This window comes from Halogeometricum limi, assembly GCF_900115785.1.
GTDB lineage: Archaea > Halobacteriota > Halobacteria > Halobacteriales > Haloferacaceae > Halogeometricum > Halogeometricum limi.
The window spans coordinates 127,438-143,234 of sequence record NZ_FOYS01000006.1 but is presented as its reverse complement, the minus strand read 5'-3'; the positions used below and the strand labels follow the sequence as shown (position 1 = coordinate 143,234).

The following is a 15,797-nucleotide window of genomic DNA, read 5'->3' as shown; positions in this document are numbered from 1 at the left end:
CCGACGCCCGACTGGCTGACTCTCCGCGGGTCGCGACGACCGACAGACCGCTCCACCCGTCCGAAAAGCATTCAGTAGGAATGACATAACTTAGGGCGATTTCCACCGACAGTAACACAATGACTTACAGCGTTCTGGCCAGTGCAGTCAACCATCCAGACGCGATCAATCCGTACATCGGGCTGTTCAACCAGCGAATCGTGCAGTCGCTCATGCGGCGCGGGATGGACGTCGACGTCGTCTCGCCGCGACCGTACGCGCCGCCCGTCGGTCCACACTCGGAGTTCTCCATGCTGCCGACCGTCGAGGGGTGGAACGGCTACGACGTCCACCACCCGCGCTTCTTCTACCTCCTGCCGAAGCGGTTCTTCTACGGCCGCGCCGGGGAGTCGTTCGCGAAGCGCGTCCCCCGATACGTCGAGAAGACGTTCGACGTGCCAGACGTGGTCCACGCCTGCCACATCTACCTGGACGGCTACGGAATGGTCGACTACTGCGAGCGACACGACGTCCCCCTGTTCGTCGTCTCGCACGGACACTTCATGAACAACTACGACGAGTTGGCCGACGACGTCCGAACGAAGGTCGACGAGACGCTCGCCGCCGCGACGAAGGTGCTCTGCGTCAGCGACGCCTTGGCCGAGAAAGCGTCCGAACGGGTCTCGCCCGACAAAGTCGAAGTCGTCCCCATCGGTGCGACGCCGTCTCGGTACCCCGTCGAACGGAAGGCGGAACTCCGCGAGGAACTCGGCATCGACCCGGAGGCGACCGTCGCGCTCTTCGTCGGCGAGTTCTGCGAGCGAAAGGGCATCCCCGAACTCGTCGAGATTCTGCCCGAGTTGGACCTCCCGAACACGGAGTTCGTCTTCGTTGGCCACGGCGGCGACGAGGAGTGGAACCTCCGACGCGCCCTCGCGTCGAGCCAGTTCTCCGCGCGACACCTCTACACGGGAATCACGTCGATGGCGCTCCGGCGGTGGCTCGCGGTGGCCGACGTGTTGGTCCTCCCGAGTCACGCGGAGGGCCGCCCGACGGTCATCTACGAGGCGATGGCGGCGGAGACGGCCGTCCTGTCGACGACAGTCGGCGGGATTCCAGAGCAGGTCGTCGACGGCGAGACGGGCGTGCTGATTCCGCCGGGCGACGTGGAGCGACTCCGCGAGGAACTGGTGGCGGCGAGCGCCGACCGGGACCGACTGCTGGAGATGGGGAAGAAGGGCCGTGAACGCCTCCTCGAACAGGGATGGACGTGGGACGACCACGCCGAACGCGTTCGCCGACTGCACACCGAGGCGTTGGACCGATGACCGCCGCTCCGCGCGTCGCCGCGGTGACGGCGCACCGGCCGCACGAAGTCGTCGAACCGCTGGAACTGGCCGAGGGGTCCGTCGACGTCGTCGACATCGACCCCTCGGACGGGTTCGTCGAGCGAAACCTGAACACCGTCCGGCAGACGCTTCGCGTGACCGCCGACCCGGCACCGGACGTGGTGCTCTCGGACTGCCGCGGCTTCCTCGGTTTCCTCGTCGCGGCTATCTGCGTGCTCCGGGGCGTCCCGTTCGTCTTCCGCTTCAAGGGCAACCACTGGCGCGGACTCGCGAACATGTACCAACCGGACAGGGGCGACGGCGTCGTGACGGGACTGCGATACGTCCTCACCTACGCGCTGGACGAAGCCATCTACGCGGCGGCGTGCGGCTACGTCGTCGTCTCCGCGGAGCTTCGAGATATCGTCGTCGAACGAACCGGCTGTCGGCCCGAACAGGTCCACGTCGTCCACGTCCCACTCGTTCCCGACCGCGAAGACGGTTCGGCCGACGCGGCCAGAGAACGGTTCGGCATCGACGCGGAGACGGTACTCCTGACCGTCACGAACCTGAAGTACCGCGGCAAGTACGAGGGCGTCGAGACCATCGTCCGCGGCCTCGTCCCGGTGCTGAAAGCGCACGAGGACGTCGCGTACGTCGTCGCCGGCGGTGGCTCGTATCTCGAAGACGTGCGGGACGCGGTCGCCGACGTCGACGACCCGTCCGTCCGCGACCGAATCCACGTCGTCGGGTTCGTCGACGAGATTGCCGACCTCTACGCCCTCGCGGACGGGTTCGTCTACGTCTCCCACATCGACGGCTACCCGCGTGCGGTCCTCGAAGCGCAGCAGTCCGCGCTCCCCGCCGTCGTCAACGCCGCGCACGGGATGGTCGAACAGGTCGACCACGGGGAGACGGGCTTCATCCTGGACGCGGCGACGCCCGAACAGGTCACGAGCAACGTGACTCGACTGCTCGAAGAGGGCGACGGTGTCCGGTTGGGCGAGAACGCGCGGACTCGCGTCCGCGCGGAGAACGACCCCGAAGTCATCGGGCAACAACTGTTCGCCGCCCTGTCGACGATTCTGTCCGAGCGATAGCCGCCCGGGCGACTCCCGTTCACGCCGCGCGGGCGCGGTGTCGTCTCGGTTCGTCGCCGTTCGTCGCAGAGACCCTCAGTAGGTGAGGGCGGTCGCTTTCGAGTCGAACGAACCGTTCGATATAGAACTCGCAGACATCACCGTGACGCTCAGGCGGCCTTCCCCCGGTGTAATTCGACGGTGCCATCGTTAGCGATGAAAACGTCGAGTTGGTTGAACCACTCCTCGGAGTGGAATTCCTCTGCGAGGACGAGTTCGTCATCCACGCGGACAGTCACTCGGTAAACGCCCGTCTTCCAGGGCATCTCGCCGAGTTGCTCGAGTTCCTTGCTGGCCACGTCGACCGTATTCGCCACTCGAAGCCGCCTTCCCTGATTCGCCCACACCGTCACCGAATGGGTCGAGTCGTCTTCGTTGACGGCCAGCATCGTAATAGGGTCTCCAGGCTCTCCAGTACAGCCCGCGAGCGGAACCGTCCACGTGAGGGTAGCGAGATACCGGCGACGGTACATGCCTCTTCGTGGAGTGACCAAGACAAAATTACTCACGGTGATTACATCCCTCTGTGAGCGATTCGCCACCTACGCTACTCGTTCGGTATCTCGGTCTTCACGGTACGCAACCACGAGAAGTTCGATGAGTGTGAACTGGGACGTCCACAGTTCGTCCCGATGGTCTCGGTAGACTGCCTCTGCGGGGTCACCGAGTCAGTCCTCGTCCTTGATGAGTGCCAGAAGGAAGTCCGTTTCTGCGTACATTCAGCGCCCGGCCTCGTCCAGCGCTGCGTCACGTGCTTGCTGGCGGAGTTCTTCGGCCGTCTTCTCGACGTCCGCGAACTCGGAGCGGAGGGCATCGAGCGCATCGTCCTCGGTTGGAACTAGCTTGACTCCGTCTGAAGTTGGACGATGTGGTAGCGTTCACCATATCGTTCTCTGATCTCTTTAGGGAGGGTGAGCCGACCACGACTGTCCAGCGTTGCCTCGGACGTACACTCACCTCCTGTGGGCAGATAAAAGAGTATTTCCCACATTTTGTCATCTATCCACTCTGTTGGCCCGTCTCGTTTGCCGACTGCACCCTCTCTATTCAGCACGCCATCTCTATCGAACTCTGCGGACTTCGACAGAGCCGTTCTTCGGACCTCGTGGGCGCACTGCGGCGAGTCGAGTCAGACGAAGCGTCGCCGCCGGCAGAAACAGCCCCGAGGGTTCGTCCGCTCGCCGTCGTCGCTACTCGTCGTCCGTGGTCCGGACGAGGTAGGTGTCGTAGCCGCCGTTGGTGTAGACGTGCGACACCGTGCGGTCTCGCTCTAGTCGCTGGAAGTCCTCGTCTTCGAACCGCCAGAACTCCCGGTAGTTCGGGTACATCTCCTCGTAGAAGATGCGCCCGTTTCTGGTGAGCACCATGTAGCGGTCGGTGTCGTAACTGTCGCCGAGCGTGTCGTGTTCGGTGTAGTTGAAGTGTGCGGGCGGGCCCCTGGTGGTGCTCGCCGGGATGACCTCGTCTTTCGTGTATCCGGTGGTTCCGTACAGCGCGTCGCGGAACCGGCGGAGGTTGATTCCGTACTGGGTCGTCGGATTGCCCGAGTCGCGGAAGGCCAGCGTCCACTCGGCCCCGTCGAGTTCCGACTCGGTCACCTGGTGGTTGTTCTGGATGGCGTACGGCGAGTAGTAGAGCCCGAACGTGCTGATGACGACGAGACCGGCCAAGACGACGTAGATGCCGACTCGAACGGTGCGCTTCGACTCCGTCGCCCGGTAGAGCGCGTAGAACAGCGACCCCGCGAGGAGTGCGGCGAACAGTCGCCCGAACATGAGCGGTCTGCCGAACCCGACCACGAGGTCCGCGACCAAGAACGGAATCGTCAACCCGGTGAACAGGGCGAATCCGCCGATGAACGTCGTACGGTAGGCGCTCAAATCCGAACGGTTCCGTAGTATCGTGACGACGGCCCACAGCGTGTAGAGACCGGCGAGGGTCAGCAGGATGGCGGACGTCCCGTAGTTGACGAGTGCGATGCGGAGGACGTCTATCAGTTCCGGACTCGTCTCGGTGACGGTCGAACTGTACGAGTCGAGCGTCGAAGTGCCGCTCTCGGAGGCGACGAGCGTCTGTACGACCGTCTGTATCTTCTTCGTCACCTGCGAGAAGCCCAGATACCACGCGGCGAACGCGCCCACGGCGAGGTGCGCGACGGGCGTCGCGCCGACGGCGCTCCGCCACCCGGCGTCTCGCTCCACCAGTATCCCCCTGTCGTGGACGTACCTCGCGACGACGTAGACGCCGAGGACGAACAGGAAGAACAGCGTGGTCAGCGGGTGATAGACGACCAACGCCGTGACGGTGAGGACGAGTGCGACTCTGACTGCGGTCGACCGCGTCTGCTGTTCTTTGAAAAACAAGAACAGGACGAACGGTATCAAGAGGACGCTCTGCGGGTACGGCGACGGGTTCACGTGCGCGGTTCCGCCCACCAAGAGGGTGACGAACGGAAGCGACAGGAGCGCCCGCGTGCGGTCGTACACCGACGCGACGAGCGCGAACGACGCCACCATCGAGAACAGCGAGACGACGACGCCGATGGCGTTGATGAGGTGCAACGGCTCCACGCCCGTCGCGTACGAGAAGCTCAGGACGAGAAAGTGCACGCTCGGGTAGATGTTCTCTTGCCCGGCCATCCCAGTCGCCTGAATCGATATCACCTGTCCGACGTGCGTGAGGACGTCGCCGCGTCCGTACACCGGGTAGCCTCGGAAGTACGGAAGCAACAGCAACAGCGCCTCGACGACCAGTATCAAGAGCAGACCGAGTCGCCACGTCGAGTCGCCGGACCGGTCTTGCAGGACGTGTTCGACGACGGCGTAGTGGCCGATGAGGAGGGCGACCATCGCCATCCCCCAGAAGTACCACGGGTACGCCTCGTAGATGGACATCTCGTAGGCGGGGGCCGGCGGCGTCGAGAACAGGACGTAGGTCAGGGCGACGACCAGTCCGAACCCGGCGGTCACGACCCACCGCGTGTCGACGTTTCGGGTCGGTAGTCCGGTCATCTCACGGCCTCTCGGAGTGCTGGCTCCGTCGGGACGAACGGGGCGTTCGTTCGGAGTCGGTGCGGTCCGTCGGTAACGTGTGTGCGTATCATGTGCTGGTCCTCACGAGGCGGTCGCGTTCACCCAGATGTGCGCTTCGCGGTACGCGTTCGCCTCGCTGGGCTCTTCCGGCGGTTCGCCGGCGTACAGGAGGAAGATGAGCCGAAGGTCCTCGCCGGTCACGGACGAGTCGGCCGTGAGCGAGCGCTGCTGTCGGTAGACGTCGCCCGGTTCGAGCGTCGTGGAGAAGCGGTCGAGTTCGGTCTCCGCGACGACTCGCCGTTCCCCGTCGACCCGGTCGATTCGCTGTAGTTCGGTGACGACGGTGTACTCCACGGTCCGTCCCTCGTGGTTGGCGACGCCGACGTAGAGCGACCGTGGCTGGGTCTGTTCGAGCGTCTGCGGGTACTCGTCGGCGACCAGCGTCCCGTTCTCCCCGTTGCCGGTCAACAGGTAGAGTTCGGTGTAGCGCTCGCCGTTCTGCGAGTCCGCGAGTGCCGCGCCCGCGAGTCCGGCGGACGCGACGAGGAACACCGCGATGAGCGCGTGCGTCTTCGGGAACGACTGACTCGCCCCCGTCCCGCCGTTCGACCCCGTGGCCGAGTTCGAGAGAGGCAGACGGAACCGTCGTTCGGGAGGGCACGTCGCGCGTCGAACGCCCGCCACCGCGAGTGCGACGAGGACGACGCCGAAGACGCCGTTCAGTACGGCTACCTGGCTGATTCCGAACTCGGTGAAGTTCAGGGCGAGGACGATAAGCGGCGTGACGACGAGACTCAATCCGACCGATAGCACCGCTCGCTCCGTCAGCGAGACGGTGGACCGGTCGGGTTGCCCGAACGTGTGTGCCTGCGACGACGGTTCGTGCGTCTCCGGAAACAGCGCCGCGGTGAGCGCGTATCCCGGAAGCACGAACACGAACAGCGCGCCGAGTGCGATGCGCACCGGTTCGAGGAGACCGGACGGGTCGGTCACCATCGTGAGACCGACGACGACGGCGGAGAGCGCGGCGGCGACCACGAGGTCCGCAAACGCGGCTACCGCCCCCGCCGACCGGTCGCTGTCAGGACGACGTTTCATATCTGGTGAATCTCTCGCTATCGTCAAAAAGCATCGCCCGGAAGGGGCCGTTTAAACGACACCGCGTCCGGTTCAGGGGGTTCGTACCGCGTCCGTTCGGGAGCGAGCAGACGGTCCGTCCCGGCGACGTCGACTCGGTCACGACTCTACTGCCTCCCGACCGCGCGTGTACGTCGCCGCTCTGTCTCCCCGCGCGTACTTCAGATAGCCTCGAACGAGTCCCGCTGTGCTGGCCAGTTGGCTCGTCGCCTCGAACAGGGTCGCCCGCGGGGAGTCTCCGATGTAGTGACTCGGGACGAGGACGTGCAGCAGCATCCGTCGGTGGACGTTCTCGCCGCGAATCAGGTAGTACGGAATCGCCTCTCGCCCGTGGCGGTAGGCCTTCCCGAAGTAGTCGAAGAGCGAGTCGGCGAACGGGTGCGCGACGACCAGTTCCGGGTCGTACCAGACGTAGTAGGCGTCCGAGATACGGTCGGCCAGTTCGGCCTCTTCGTGGCCGTACGGGAGTCGGGGGTCGAACCCGCCGACGTCGTCGAGCACCGACCGTCGGACCGCCATGTTACAGCCGACGACCGTCTCCGTGACGTGGGATTCGTCGCCCTGGTCGTACTGCCCGGAGAGTCCGCGGGTTATCTGTGCGCCGGTGTCGATGATTCGTCCGGTCACCGCCGGATGGTCGTCCAACAGCGCCGAGACGCGCTCGAAGTACCCGGGCTGCGGGTCCGAGTCGTCGTCGAGGAACACGAGTTTGTCGGCGCTGGCCTCCCGTATGCCGGCGTTTCTGGCCTCCGACGCCGTCGGGTCGTCCCGGAGGACGACCTCTCCGTCGACGGCCGATGCTTCGAGTTGCTCTTCCCAACTGAACGTCGGGTTCGGTTCGAGCGTGGGGATGATGATGGAGATGTCTACCATGTCTCGTCTCTGCGTCCGTTTGGTGGGCTCTCGGCCCGAGTGCCACGAGGACGAGTCGTGGCCGTCGTTGCGTCGAACGGAGGGTGAGCCGAGGCATTGTTATGGACGGCATACGCCGTCTCGACGCGGTTCGTCGGCTTCTTCGCCTCCGTCTCCGCGTCGGCCTCTGCCTCCGCCTTCGCCTCCACGTCGTCCTCCGCCTCCGGTTCGCCCGCGGCCGTCACGGGCGTTCACCCGGCAGCGAGCGCTCGGCATCGTCGAGTCTGAGCCCGCGGAGTTCCGTTCCGTCTCTGTCGACCGAGACGGCGTCGTACGGCCGTTTCGAGAGCACGAACCCGAACGAAGCGTTCGGTCCCGACGACTGGAGGGTGAGTTTCTGCCGGGTGACTTCGGTCAAGAACTCGGGGAAGTACGGACTGGTTTCGACTGTCGCCGTCTCCGCTTCGAGCGGGTATAGGTACGCGAGCGGTCCCGTACCGTCGCCGGTTCCGAGTTCGAATCGCTCGCTCGTCTCCGACTTCTCGACGGTGACGGCGGGGTCGACGTGGAGTCGGCTTCGGACCGGCCGCGAGCCGTTCGCGTTCACGTCGTCCCAGACGAACCACCAGCCGTCGTCGTCGTCCGCGTAGATTCGCCGCCTGTGACCGTACGCTTCGTGACTCCGACCGACTCGCTCGTATGCGCCGTCGAACACGCTCGTTCCGCCTCGCGCGTCGTAGCGGACTGTCGGCTCGAACCGCCGTCCCATCAGGTAGCTTCCGCCGATGGCGACGGGTTCGACGTCGCCGTACTGCACCGTGTTGTGCGCGGCGACGCTCCGCGCGTACTGTCGGTTCGACGTCGGCGCGTACTCGTACGTTCCGGTGTCGGTGAAGAGTCGTTGGCCGTCGACCCACGCCAGCACCGAGAACTGGTCGTTGTGCGAGTGCGCGGGGAGGTGCGGCGGTCCGATTCCGCCCGCGTCGACGAGGAGGGCGTCCTCGCCGCGTCCGAGCCAGTAGTAGCCAGACGCCGGCAACGCCGTCGTCTCGGACGGTCCGGGGTCGACGCCGACGGCACTCGCGTACCGCAGGCAGGCCCGAAGCGAGAGCGACTCGCCGTGGACGGAGTCGTTGAGGAGGGGGAGTTGGTCGTCCGGCGGTTCCATCGCTCGCAGGAACTTCGTTCCCTCCGCGGCCACGCGCTCGATGGCTTCGGGGGGCGAGCGTCCGTACCGCCGGAGCAAGTCGAGCGCGGTCAGATACCGCGTCAGCGTGAGGACGTGGTACATCGGACTCAACTCGAAGTGGCCGCCGTCGGAGGTGAACTGGGACGCCGCGTCGGTCAACACGCTCACGCCCTCCTCGACCCACGCGTCGCCGACGTCGTCCACCAGCAGTCCCGCGACGAGGAGCGCGATGGCGTTCTCGATGAGGTGGTTCCCGCCGATGTCGTGTTCGACGTGGTTCGCGAGGAAACTCGCGTTCCGGTAGAGCAGTCGGTGGAGGGTGTCCGCGAGTTCGGGATGCCGTTCGTCCGCTCTGACCCACGCGTAGTACCGCGCGAGGTTCAGCAACCGGAACGACACCGAGTGCGGCGTCCACGCGCGTCGCAAGTAGGCGTGGGTCCCGATGTTCGTCTCCTCGTCTGAGAGCCAGTCGCCGAGCCATCGCGGAAACGTCTCGGTCGTCGCCGGGCAGTCCGCCGCGTCGTCGTAGCCGAGGTAGGCGGGTCGGAGAAACTCGAAGCCGTGGAACTTCAGCGCCCACAGCGCCGGCGGTTCGTACACGGCCTCGCTGTGCCAGTCGACGCCGTCGTCGCCTTCGACGCGAACCGTCCGGTCCAGAAACGTCACGTCACCGCTCGCCGCCGCGTCCGCGAACGCGCGCATCTCGGAGCGGTCCGACGCGGAGAGGCTCCGGCGAAGTACCGCCGTGTTGGCGCGGAGCGGTCCCGGCGTACAGGACACCGACTCCGGCATCCGTCGCTCGTAGCGGGCGTCGAAGTCGACGGGCAACCGCGGCACGACGGCGTGGCGAACCTTTCGGTCCGCGACGCCGGCGAGTTGTCTGAGCCGCATGTTCGTCGCCGTGTGGAACAGCAACGGCGCGGTCTCCGGGTCCAAAAAGCCCGCTAGTCGAGAGTCTGCGTCAGTCACTGTTCACGAGGTTCGTCACGTGGTCGTCCAGTCGCTCTGCGATGCGTCGCCGGTCGTACCGGTTGCGGACGTACTCGTGTCCGTTCGTCCCCATACTGGCTCTCATCGCGTCGTCCGCGAGCAGTTTCTCGAACGTCGCGGCTATCTCCTCGGGGTCGTTGTCGACGTGGACGCCGCCGCCGGACTCGTCGACGAACCGTTCGAGTTCGCCACAGCCGGTGACGACTATCGGCAGTCCGCTGCCGAGGTACTCGTACACCTTCGTCGGCATGGCGTACGCGAGTTCCTCGTTCTTCACGAGGGGTGCGATGCCGATGTCCGCCTCCGCGAGCACCCGCGGAATCTCCTCGCGCGGGACCGGGTCGACGAACTCGACGCGGTCTTCGACTCCCTCCTCTTCGACGACCGTCCGCAGGTAGGGAACGATGTCGCCCCCGCCGACGAGTCGAAGCACGGCGTCGTGCGAGACCGAACTCATCGCTCGGATACACGACTCCAAGTCCTGCGCGTGGCCGATGTTCCCGACGTAGACGATGACCGGTCGGTCTCCGGACGACGCGTCGGCCGACGTCATCGCCGACTCGGTGACCGATTCGGTCGTCGTCTCGCCCGTCTCGCCCGCCGTGACCGACAGGCGACTCGCCTCCGGAATCGACTCGACTCCGGGGCCGAAGCGAGACATGTCGACGCCGTTGGGGACGACGATTATCTTCTCGGCCAACTCCGCTCCGTACTGCTCACAGAGCGCTTCGCCGAGCATCTCGGTCGTCACCGCGATGGTGTCGCCTCTGCGGAGCACCTGTCGTTGGAACCCTCTGCTCGAGCGCTCCAGTATCCCGCCCTCACCGATGAATCCCAGCGAGACGGAGGCGTTTATCCAGAGGTCGCGCACGTCGACGACCCACCGCGTGCCGGTGAGAGAGGGGACGAACCCCGCCAGTCCGGTGAAGATGGGCGGCGTCGTCGTCAGCACCACGTCGTATCGACGGGAGTTGAACAACAGCCACATCGTCGCGTGTAGGGCGAACGTGATGTAGTAGGCCAACCGCGAGAGGACTCCCGGGTCCGACTCGGTCGGTTGCCAACTCCAGATTCGGCGGACGTTCACGCCGTCTATGGTGTCTCTCTGGGTCCGGTACCACTGCTGGTCGAACTCGCCGTGCGGGAAACTCGGCGGCGGCGCGAGGACGTCGACGTTCCACCCGACTGCGTCGAGATTCGACGTCATGTCCATCATCCGCGAGGCGTGTCCGCTCGTGTCCGGAGGGAACTGCTGTGAGACGACGAGAATCCGCTTCTCCGACTCACCCATCGACGGCACTCCCTGAATCGCCGACCGTGCCGTGGTCGTGGTTGGTCCCGCCGCGTGAGTAGAGCCAAGGTGGCATCCCCGTTTGCTTGGCACAATGTTGACTCATCTTCAGATGTATCGTATATGATTCCAGTTTGTTAATTCGTACCTACCGTGAATTCTAGTTTCCCAGCCGATGGTTATCGTCCCGTTCGTGCTTTCGATCGGAATCTTCCGCACATCGTTCAGAAACCGATAATACGGCCACTTCGAGGCTTCGAGCGTCCGTTTTGGGACTCGTTGAATTCTGGTTTACAGTAATTAACTAACTGCCTAAACTTACAAGAGACCGAAAACATGACCGTGACAGTCCAGTCGGGTGAACCGCTCGGGATATTCGCAGACGCTGGCGGTTCGGGTCACTCCGAATCGACCGACCGAGACCGGTGTGAATCGCGACCCCTCGACCGGCCACGCCGGAACGACGGCCGCTCCGAGTACGCCGTACCGTGCGGGGAGACGGCGTAGATGGCGGGACCTGCCGACCGCATCCGGAAGGCGTTCGCGCGGCTGAAACAGATTCTGACGCCCGAGGGAACGCTCATGGAACGAGCCATCACGGGCGGTATCTGGGCGACTGCGCTCAACGTCTCGGGACGCGTGTTCCAGCTACTGACGGCGATTCTCCTCGCCAGACTGCTCTCGCCGCGCGCGTTCGGTATCGTTGCCATCGGGATGTTGGTCATCATCGGTCTCGAGCGCTTCTCGAAGCTCGGACTCGACGACGCCCTCATCTACAACCGCGACTCGAACGTCGACAGATATCTCGACACCGCGTGGGTGATGAACGCCGGCCGTGGTATCACCCTCGCGGCGATTCTGTTCTTCAGCGCGCCGTACGTCGGTTCGTTCTACGACGAGGCGCTCGTCGTCGAGATTCTCCCGGTGATGGCGATTGGCCCGCTCATCCTCGGGCTTCGAAACCCCGCCATCCTCTACTTCCGAAAGGACCTCGTGTTCCACAAGGAGTTCGTGTACGACGTGAGCGGCGAGGCGGCATACTTCTTCGCTGCGCTCGCGTACGCGCTCTGGAACCCGTCTCCGTGGGCGCTCGTCGTCGGATATCTCTCCCGGAACACGATTCGAACCATCCTGTCCTACGTGCTCCACGGCTACCGTCCGTGGCCCCGGTTCGACGTCGAACTGGCCCGCGAGATGTTCGACTACGGCAAGTGGATTACCGGCGGCAGCATCATGAACTACATCCGAAACGAAGGCGACGACCACTTCGTCGGGTGGCTGCTCTCCGCGAGTTCGCTCGGGTTCTACCAGATGGCCTACCGGCTGTCGAACGCCCCGGCGACGGAGGTGACGCACGTCATCGCGTCCGTCTCGTTCCCGGCCTACTCGGAGGTCCAAGACGACGTCGAGAAGCTCAGAACGGCGTTCTACAAGACGGTTCGTATCTCCGCGTTCCTCGCAGCGCCCATGGCGGTCGGTATCGCGATGGTCGCACCGACGTTCGTCGAAGCCGTGCTGGGAGAGCAGTGGCTTCCGATGGTCGTTCCGATGCAGGTCCTCGCGGCGTACGGGATGATTCGAGGCTTCGTCTCCTCGTACGGTTCCGTCTGGCGCGCGACCGGCCACCCGGACTACCTCGTCAAACTCCAACTCCTCAGCATCGTGCTCATGGCGATTCCGCTCTACCCGGCGACCGTCGCGTACGGTCTCACCGGAACCGCGCTCGTCATCACGTGCGTGTACGCGTTCATCATGTTCCCGATCGACACGTATCTGGCCGCGAGCGCCGCGGAAGCGGACTTCAAGCGCCTGGTGCTCGAGTTCGCCTACCCGCTTCCGGCGGCGATACTGATGGGTGCGGCCGTCTTCTGGACTCGGAACGTGGTCCAGTCGCTTCCCCCACTCGCCGAACTGGTCGTTCTCGTCGTCGTCGGCATGGCGACGTACGCGGCCGCCGTCGTCGCACTCGACTCGCGCATCAACTGGAACATCCTCCGCGAGATCAAGAACATCCGCGACATGCTCTGAGCACGCGTCCGCACCGCTATCTTTCCAGATGACCGGAATATTCAAAGCCCCAGAAACGAACGCTCACGGACAGACCGAGTGAGTGCTTCACAGACATCAAATGCGCTCGAAAACAACGACTGACTCCGCCGACGAAACAGAGAGGACCGCGACCGACGGCTCCGGTGAATACTCCACGACGGCACGCCGCCCGTGGAACCGCACGGGTAGCACGGGAGGTGAAGACGGGGACGCCAGCCTCGGAACCTTCGCGGCCGCACAGGCCGGGGTGATGTTACTCGTCGCCGCCGTCCTGTTCACCCTCGAGATGTGGTCTCCGGAGTTCTACTTCGTCGTCTCCTTTCTCGGACTCCTGACGCTGCGAATCGTGCTGGCACCGACGGACCGGGTTCCGACGTGGTGGTCGCGGCTCAACTGGGTCGTCAGAGGCGGGTTCGTCGTCTTCGGCTACCTCGTGCTCCAACAACTCCCCGAACTGCTCCCGTAACCGGCCGGCGACGTTCGGTGGCGGCGCACCCGCTTTTCGACGCTCGACGCTCTCTGACTCTCTCAGCGGTCGCTTCGACCGCGACGTACCCAGCGCGAACCGGTACCGACCCGGCGCAAACCGGTGCCGACCCGGGTCAGACGCGTCGCTCTCTACGTGTGACCGAACGGAAAACGCGGGGGCGCAGTCGACGAAAAAAGCCGGCGTTCAGGATTCGTTGTACCAGATGTCGACGTGAGCGTCGGGTTCGTACGACTTCCCGACGATGTCGAGACGCCCGTCGCCGGTCATGTCGACGACTTTCGCCTCGTGCGTCTCCACGCCCGTCGCGATGACGTGTTCCTCGAACGTCCCGTCGCCCTTGTTCTCGAAGATGAGGTGCTGGGGGTCGTCGTTCACGCCGAGACCCATCTCGGAGACGTACAGGTCGGGGAGGCCGTTCCCGGTGAAGTCGGCCACCTGAAGCGAGTGCGGACAGTACAGGTCGTCTCTGAGGGTGTGCTGCTCCCAGTTTGGCGGGTCGAACCAGGCGACTCGCCCCGGGTGGTCTCCGAGGAGGGGCGAATCGCCCTCCGCGAAGATGACTTCGAGTTCGCCGTCGTCGTCGAGGTCGGCAACGGCGACGCGCGTCCAGTCCCAGCCGTCGACGATGGTTTCGCGCTCCCACCCGTCGTCGGTCTGACGGTAGATGTAGGTGCCCGCGATGAGTTCGTTCTTCCCGTCGCCGTCGATGTCGACGATACACAGGCCTTCGAGGTTGACGTCCTCCTCGATGACGTGCTTGGTCTCGTCGGGCCACGGCGTCTGTCGGGGGTCGTCGGGCACGTCGTAGTAGAACACGACTTCGCTCTCCTGAGAGACGCCGACGAGTTCGGGTTCGCCGTCGTTGTCGACGTCGCCGAACGCCAGGTCGTGGTACTTCTCGAAGTCGCTCCGAAGGAGGTGTTCGGTCCACGTCTCGCGCGGGTCGTCCGGTCGTTCGAACCAGTAGATTCCGCGGAATCCCAGTCCCTGACCGACGACGACGTCCTGTGACCCGTCTCCGTCGAAGTCGACGAGCGTGCTCCCGAGCAGTCGGAGTTCGGTCCCGTCGCTCATCTCGTGACGCTCCCACCCGCCGTTCTCGTACCAGAACAGGTCCGTCTCGAAGCGCTTGAACAGGTTACCCGGCAGCGACGAGCGTTCGACGGTCAGACCGGGTATCGGCGTCGACACCTTCGTCGAGCCCATGCCGCCGACCACGAGGTCCGGAAGACCGTCTCCCGTCAGGTCGGTCGGGTGGCAGATGAACAACCGACCGCTCGGTGGGTTCGCGTCGATGGTCTCGTGTCGGAACCGGAACGCCGTGCCGGTCCCGCCGTCGTCGTCCACAGTGGACGTGTTGGGGGCCACCTGCGAGACGTCGTCGCTCATCGCGTCGTCTCCTGTCCCGCCGACTGGTTCGTCCATCCGGTTCGCGCGGTCCGTTCCTCGCCGTCGCGTCTCCGGTCCGGACGACTCGCGTCGGCGTTCCGCGGTCGGTTCGATACGGCAGCACAGTCTCGTCTCATTGGTGAATAGTTGTCGAAGCTACCCTTTGTTATGCAGAAGATGATACTACTCCGAGCGTTCGCGCCGCCGCGAGTGCGACGGCCGGGACCGGAGTCGCATCTCTCACGCTGCCGGCCAAACGTCCACCGTGGTCGCCCGTCTTCCCGTGACGACCCCGATTCTGAGCGTCCTCTCGCTGTTAACGACCTATTAACGCCCCGAGACGGCCTCACTGACCGTTCGCGTTGCCGTCGACTGGGGCGTCGGCCGGCGGCGACCGAGAAGATATCGAGAAGAGAGGGAGGGTCTACGGCGACGACTCGCGGTCGTCTCTCAGACGAGGTCCTCGGTGTCGACCGTCTCCCACACCGACCGACCCTCGTCGGTGATGCCGTAGACGCGACCCTTCTTTCGGTCTTCCGACACCAGCAGTTCGACGTGCGAGCGTTCGCGGAGTTGTTGGAGCGCACGCGAGACGTGCGTGATAGAACTACTCGAATCCGCCGCGATGCGGGACGGCGTCGCCGGACTCTCGATGAGACGTTCGAGGACGAGAACGCGGTACCGAGAGCTGATGATGTACCCCACCTCGTCCCAGCGACTCGTTCCGACGCTCATGGCCGGACCCCTCTACGGCGCTCGCTCGAATAATCTTCACGAAAGTTGTCGGATTCGGCGACGGAATCTCGAAGTTGTGCACCGATGCGAGACCGTTCTACTCCTTCGGTCTCGTCCTCCCCACTCGGTTGTTTCTCTGTGATATCTGCCATCACATCCTGTTTAGGGCTTCGTTAAATAAGATTTTCGGATACGCT

General features: G+C 64.6%; 12 protein-coding genes and 1 pseudogene. 4 read left to right on the top strand and 9 right to left on the bottom strand.

Features of this window, described 5'->3' with window-relative positions; genetic code table 11:
- The first annotated feature begins 119 nt into the window (after positions 1-119).
- Both BM282_RS16365 and BM282_RS16360 read left to right on the top strand, forming a co-directional pair.
- On the top strand, positions 120-1,307 hold the full coding sequence (locus BM282_RS16365; protein ID WP_089883025.1) for a glycosyltransferase family 4 protein: 1,188 nt from the start codon (positions 120-122) through the stop codon (positions 1,305-1,307).
- Entirely contained in the window at positions 1,304-2,407 is a 1,104-nt protein-coding gene (locus BM282_RS16360; protein WP_175501601.1) for a glycosyltransferase family 4 protein, read from the top strand. Before BM282_RS16365 ends, BM282_RS16360 begins: the two co-directional genes overlap by 4 nt.
- A 149-nt stretch (positions 2,408-2,556) precedes the next feature.
- Here BM282_RS16360 and BM282_RS16355 read toward each other — a convergent pair whose 3' ends face one another.
- From BM282_RS16355 to BM282_RS16320, 7 genes and pseudogenes are all read right to left on the bottom strand, one after another.
- A complete protein-coding gene (locus BM282_RS16355) occupies positions 2,557-2,919 on the bottom strand; it encodes a hypothetical protein (RefSeq protein WP_089883021.1) in 363 nt (120 codons plus the stop codon).
- Between the two features lie 246 nt (positions 2,920-3,165).
- A pseudogene (locus BM282_RS18990) lies at positions 3,166-3,437 on the bottom strand (AbrB/MazE/SpoVT family DNA-binding domain-containing protein).
- A 199-nt stretch (positions 3,438-3,636) separates the two neighbouring features.
- Complete coding sequence (locus tag BM282_RS16345; RefSeq protein WP_089883019.1) at positions 3,637-5,457, bottom strand: hypothetical protein; 1,821 nt, start codon at positions 5,455-5,457, stop codon at positions 3,637-3,639.
- Between the two features lie 102 nt (positions 5,458-5,559).
- Positions 5,560-6,576 carry a DUF1616 domain-containing protein gene (locus BM282_RS16340; protein ID WP_089883017.1) on the bottom strand — a complete coding sequence of 339 codons (1,017 nt, stop codon included), beginning with the start codon at positions 6,574-6,576 and terminating at the stop codon, positions 5,560-5,562.
- Positions 6,577-6,714: 138 nt separating this feature from the next.
- Positions 6,715-7,488 carry a glycosyltransferase family 2 protein gene (locus BM282_RS16335; RefSeq protein WP_089883015.1) on the bottom strand — a complete coding sequence of 258 codons (774 nt, stop codon included), beginning with the start codon at positions 7,486-7,488 and terminating at the stop codon, positions 6,715-6,717.
- A gap of 220 nt (positions 7,489-7,708) precedes the next feature.
- The gene (locus BM282_RS16325; RefSeq protein WP_245758403.1) at positions 7,709-9,625 is read right to left on the bottom strand and encodes an alginate lyase family protein; all 1,917 of its coding nucleotides are present in this window, start codon (positions 9,623-9,625) and stop codon (positions 7,709-7,711) included.
- A complete protein-coding gene (locus BM282_RS16320) occupies positions 9,618-10,937 on the bottom strand; it encodes a glycosyltransferase family 4 protein (protein WP_089883011.1) in 1,320 nt (439 codons plus the stop codon). The genes BM282_RS16325 and BM282_RS16320 overlap by 8 nt, the downstream gene beginning before the upstream one ends.
- Positions 10,938-11,444: 507 nt before the next feature.
- Here BM282_RS16320 and BM282_RS16315 point away from each other — a divergent pair.
- The gene (locus BM282_RS16315) at positions 11,445-12,965 is read left to right on the top strand and encodes a lipopolysaccharide biosynthesis protein (protein ID WP_089883009.1); all 1,521 of its coding nucleotides are present in this window, start codon (positions 11,445-11,447) and stop codon (positions 12,963-12,965) included.
- Positions 12,966-13,236: 271 nt separating this feature from the next.
- Complete coding sequence (locus tag BM282_RS18280; RefSeq protein WP_139229751.1) at positions 13,237-13,452, top strand: hypothetical protein; 216 nt, start codon at positions 13,237-13,239, stop codon at positions 13,450-13,452.
- A 207-nt stretch (positions 13,453-13,659) separates the two neighbouring features.
- Here the strand turns inward: BM282_RS18280 and BM282_RS16305 are convergent, their stop codons facing one another.
- Positions 13,660-14,865: an FG-GAP repeat domain-containing protein gene (locus tag BM282_RS16305; protein ID WP_089883005.1), complete on the bottom strand. Its 1,206-nt coding sequence runs from the start codon at positions 14,863-14,865 to the stop codon at positions 13,660-13,662.
- 450 nt (positions 14,866-15,315) lie between these two features.
- Positions 15,316-15,600 (bottom strand): transcriptional regulator, encoded by a 285-nt coding sequence (locus tag BM282_RS16300; protein WP_089883003.1) that lies wholly within the window; start codon positions 15,598-15,600, stop codon positions 15,316-15,318.
- Between the last annotated feature and the right edge of the window lie 197 nt (positions 15,601-15,797).

Bases quoted from the DNA above. Each gene is read 5' to 3' on its own strand.
- BM282_RS16365 (WP_089883025.1), top strand. From the start codon at position 120: ATGACTTACAGCGTTCTGGCCAGTGCAGTCAACCATCCAGACGCGATC.
- BM282_RS16360 (WP_175501601.1), top strand. From the start codon at position 1,304: ATGACCGCCGCTCCGCGCGTCGCCGCGGTGACGGCGCACCGGCCGCAC.
- BM282_RS16355 (WP_089883021.1), bottom strand. From the start codon at position 2,919: ATGTACCGTCGCCGGTATCTCGCTACCCTCACGTGGACGGTTCCGCTC.
- BM282_RS16345 (WP_089883019.1), bottom strand. From the start codon at position 5,457: ATGACCGGACTACCGACCCGAAACGTCGACACGCGGTGGGTCGTGACC.
- BM282_RS16340 (WP_089883017.1), bottom strand. From the start codon at position 6,576: ATGAAACGTCGTCCTGACAGCGACCGGTCGGCGGGGGCGGTAGCCGCG.
- BM282_RS16335 (WP_089883015.1), bottom strand. From the start codon at position 7,488: ATGGTAGACATCTCCATCATCATCCCCACGCTCGAACCGAACCCGACG.
- BM282_RS16320 (WP_089883011.1), bottom strand. From the start codon at position 10,937: ATGGGTGAGTCGGAGAAGCGGATTCTCGTCGTCTCACAGCAGTTCCCT.
- BM282_RS16315 (WP_089883009.1), top strand. From the start codon at position 11,445: ATGGCGGGACCTGCCGACCGCATCCGGAAGGCGTTCGCGCGGCTGAAA.
- BM282_RS18280 (WP_139229751.1), top strand. From the start codon at position 13,237: ATGTTACTCGTCGCCGCCGTCCTGTTCACCCTCGAGATGTGGTCTCCG.
- BM282_RS16305 (WP_089883005.1), bottom strand. From the start codon at position 14,865: ATGAGCGACGACGTCTCGCAGGTGGCCCCCAACACGTCCACTGTGGAC.
- BM282_RS16300 (WP_089883003.1), bottom strand. From the start codon at position 15,600: ATGAGCGTCGGAACGAGTCGCTGGGACGAGGTGGGGTACATCATCAGC.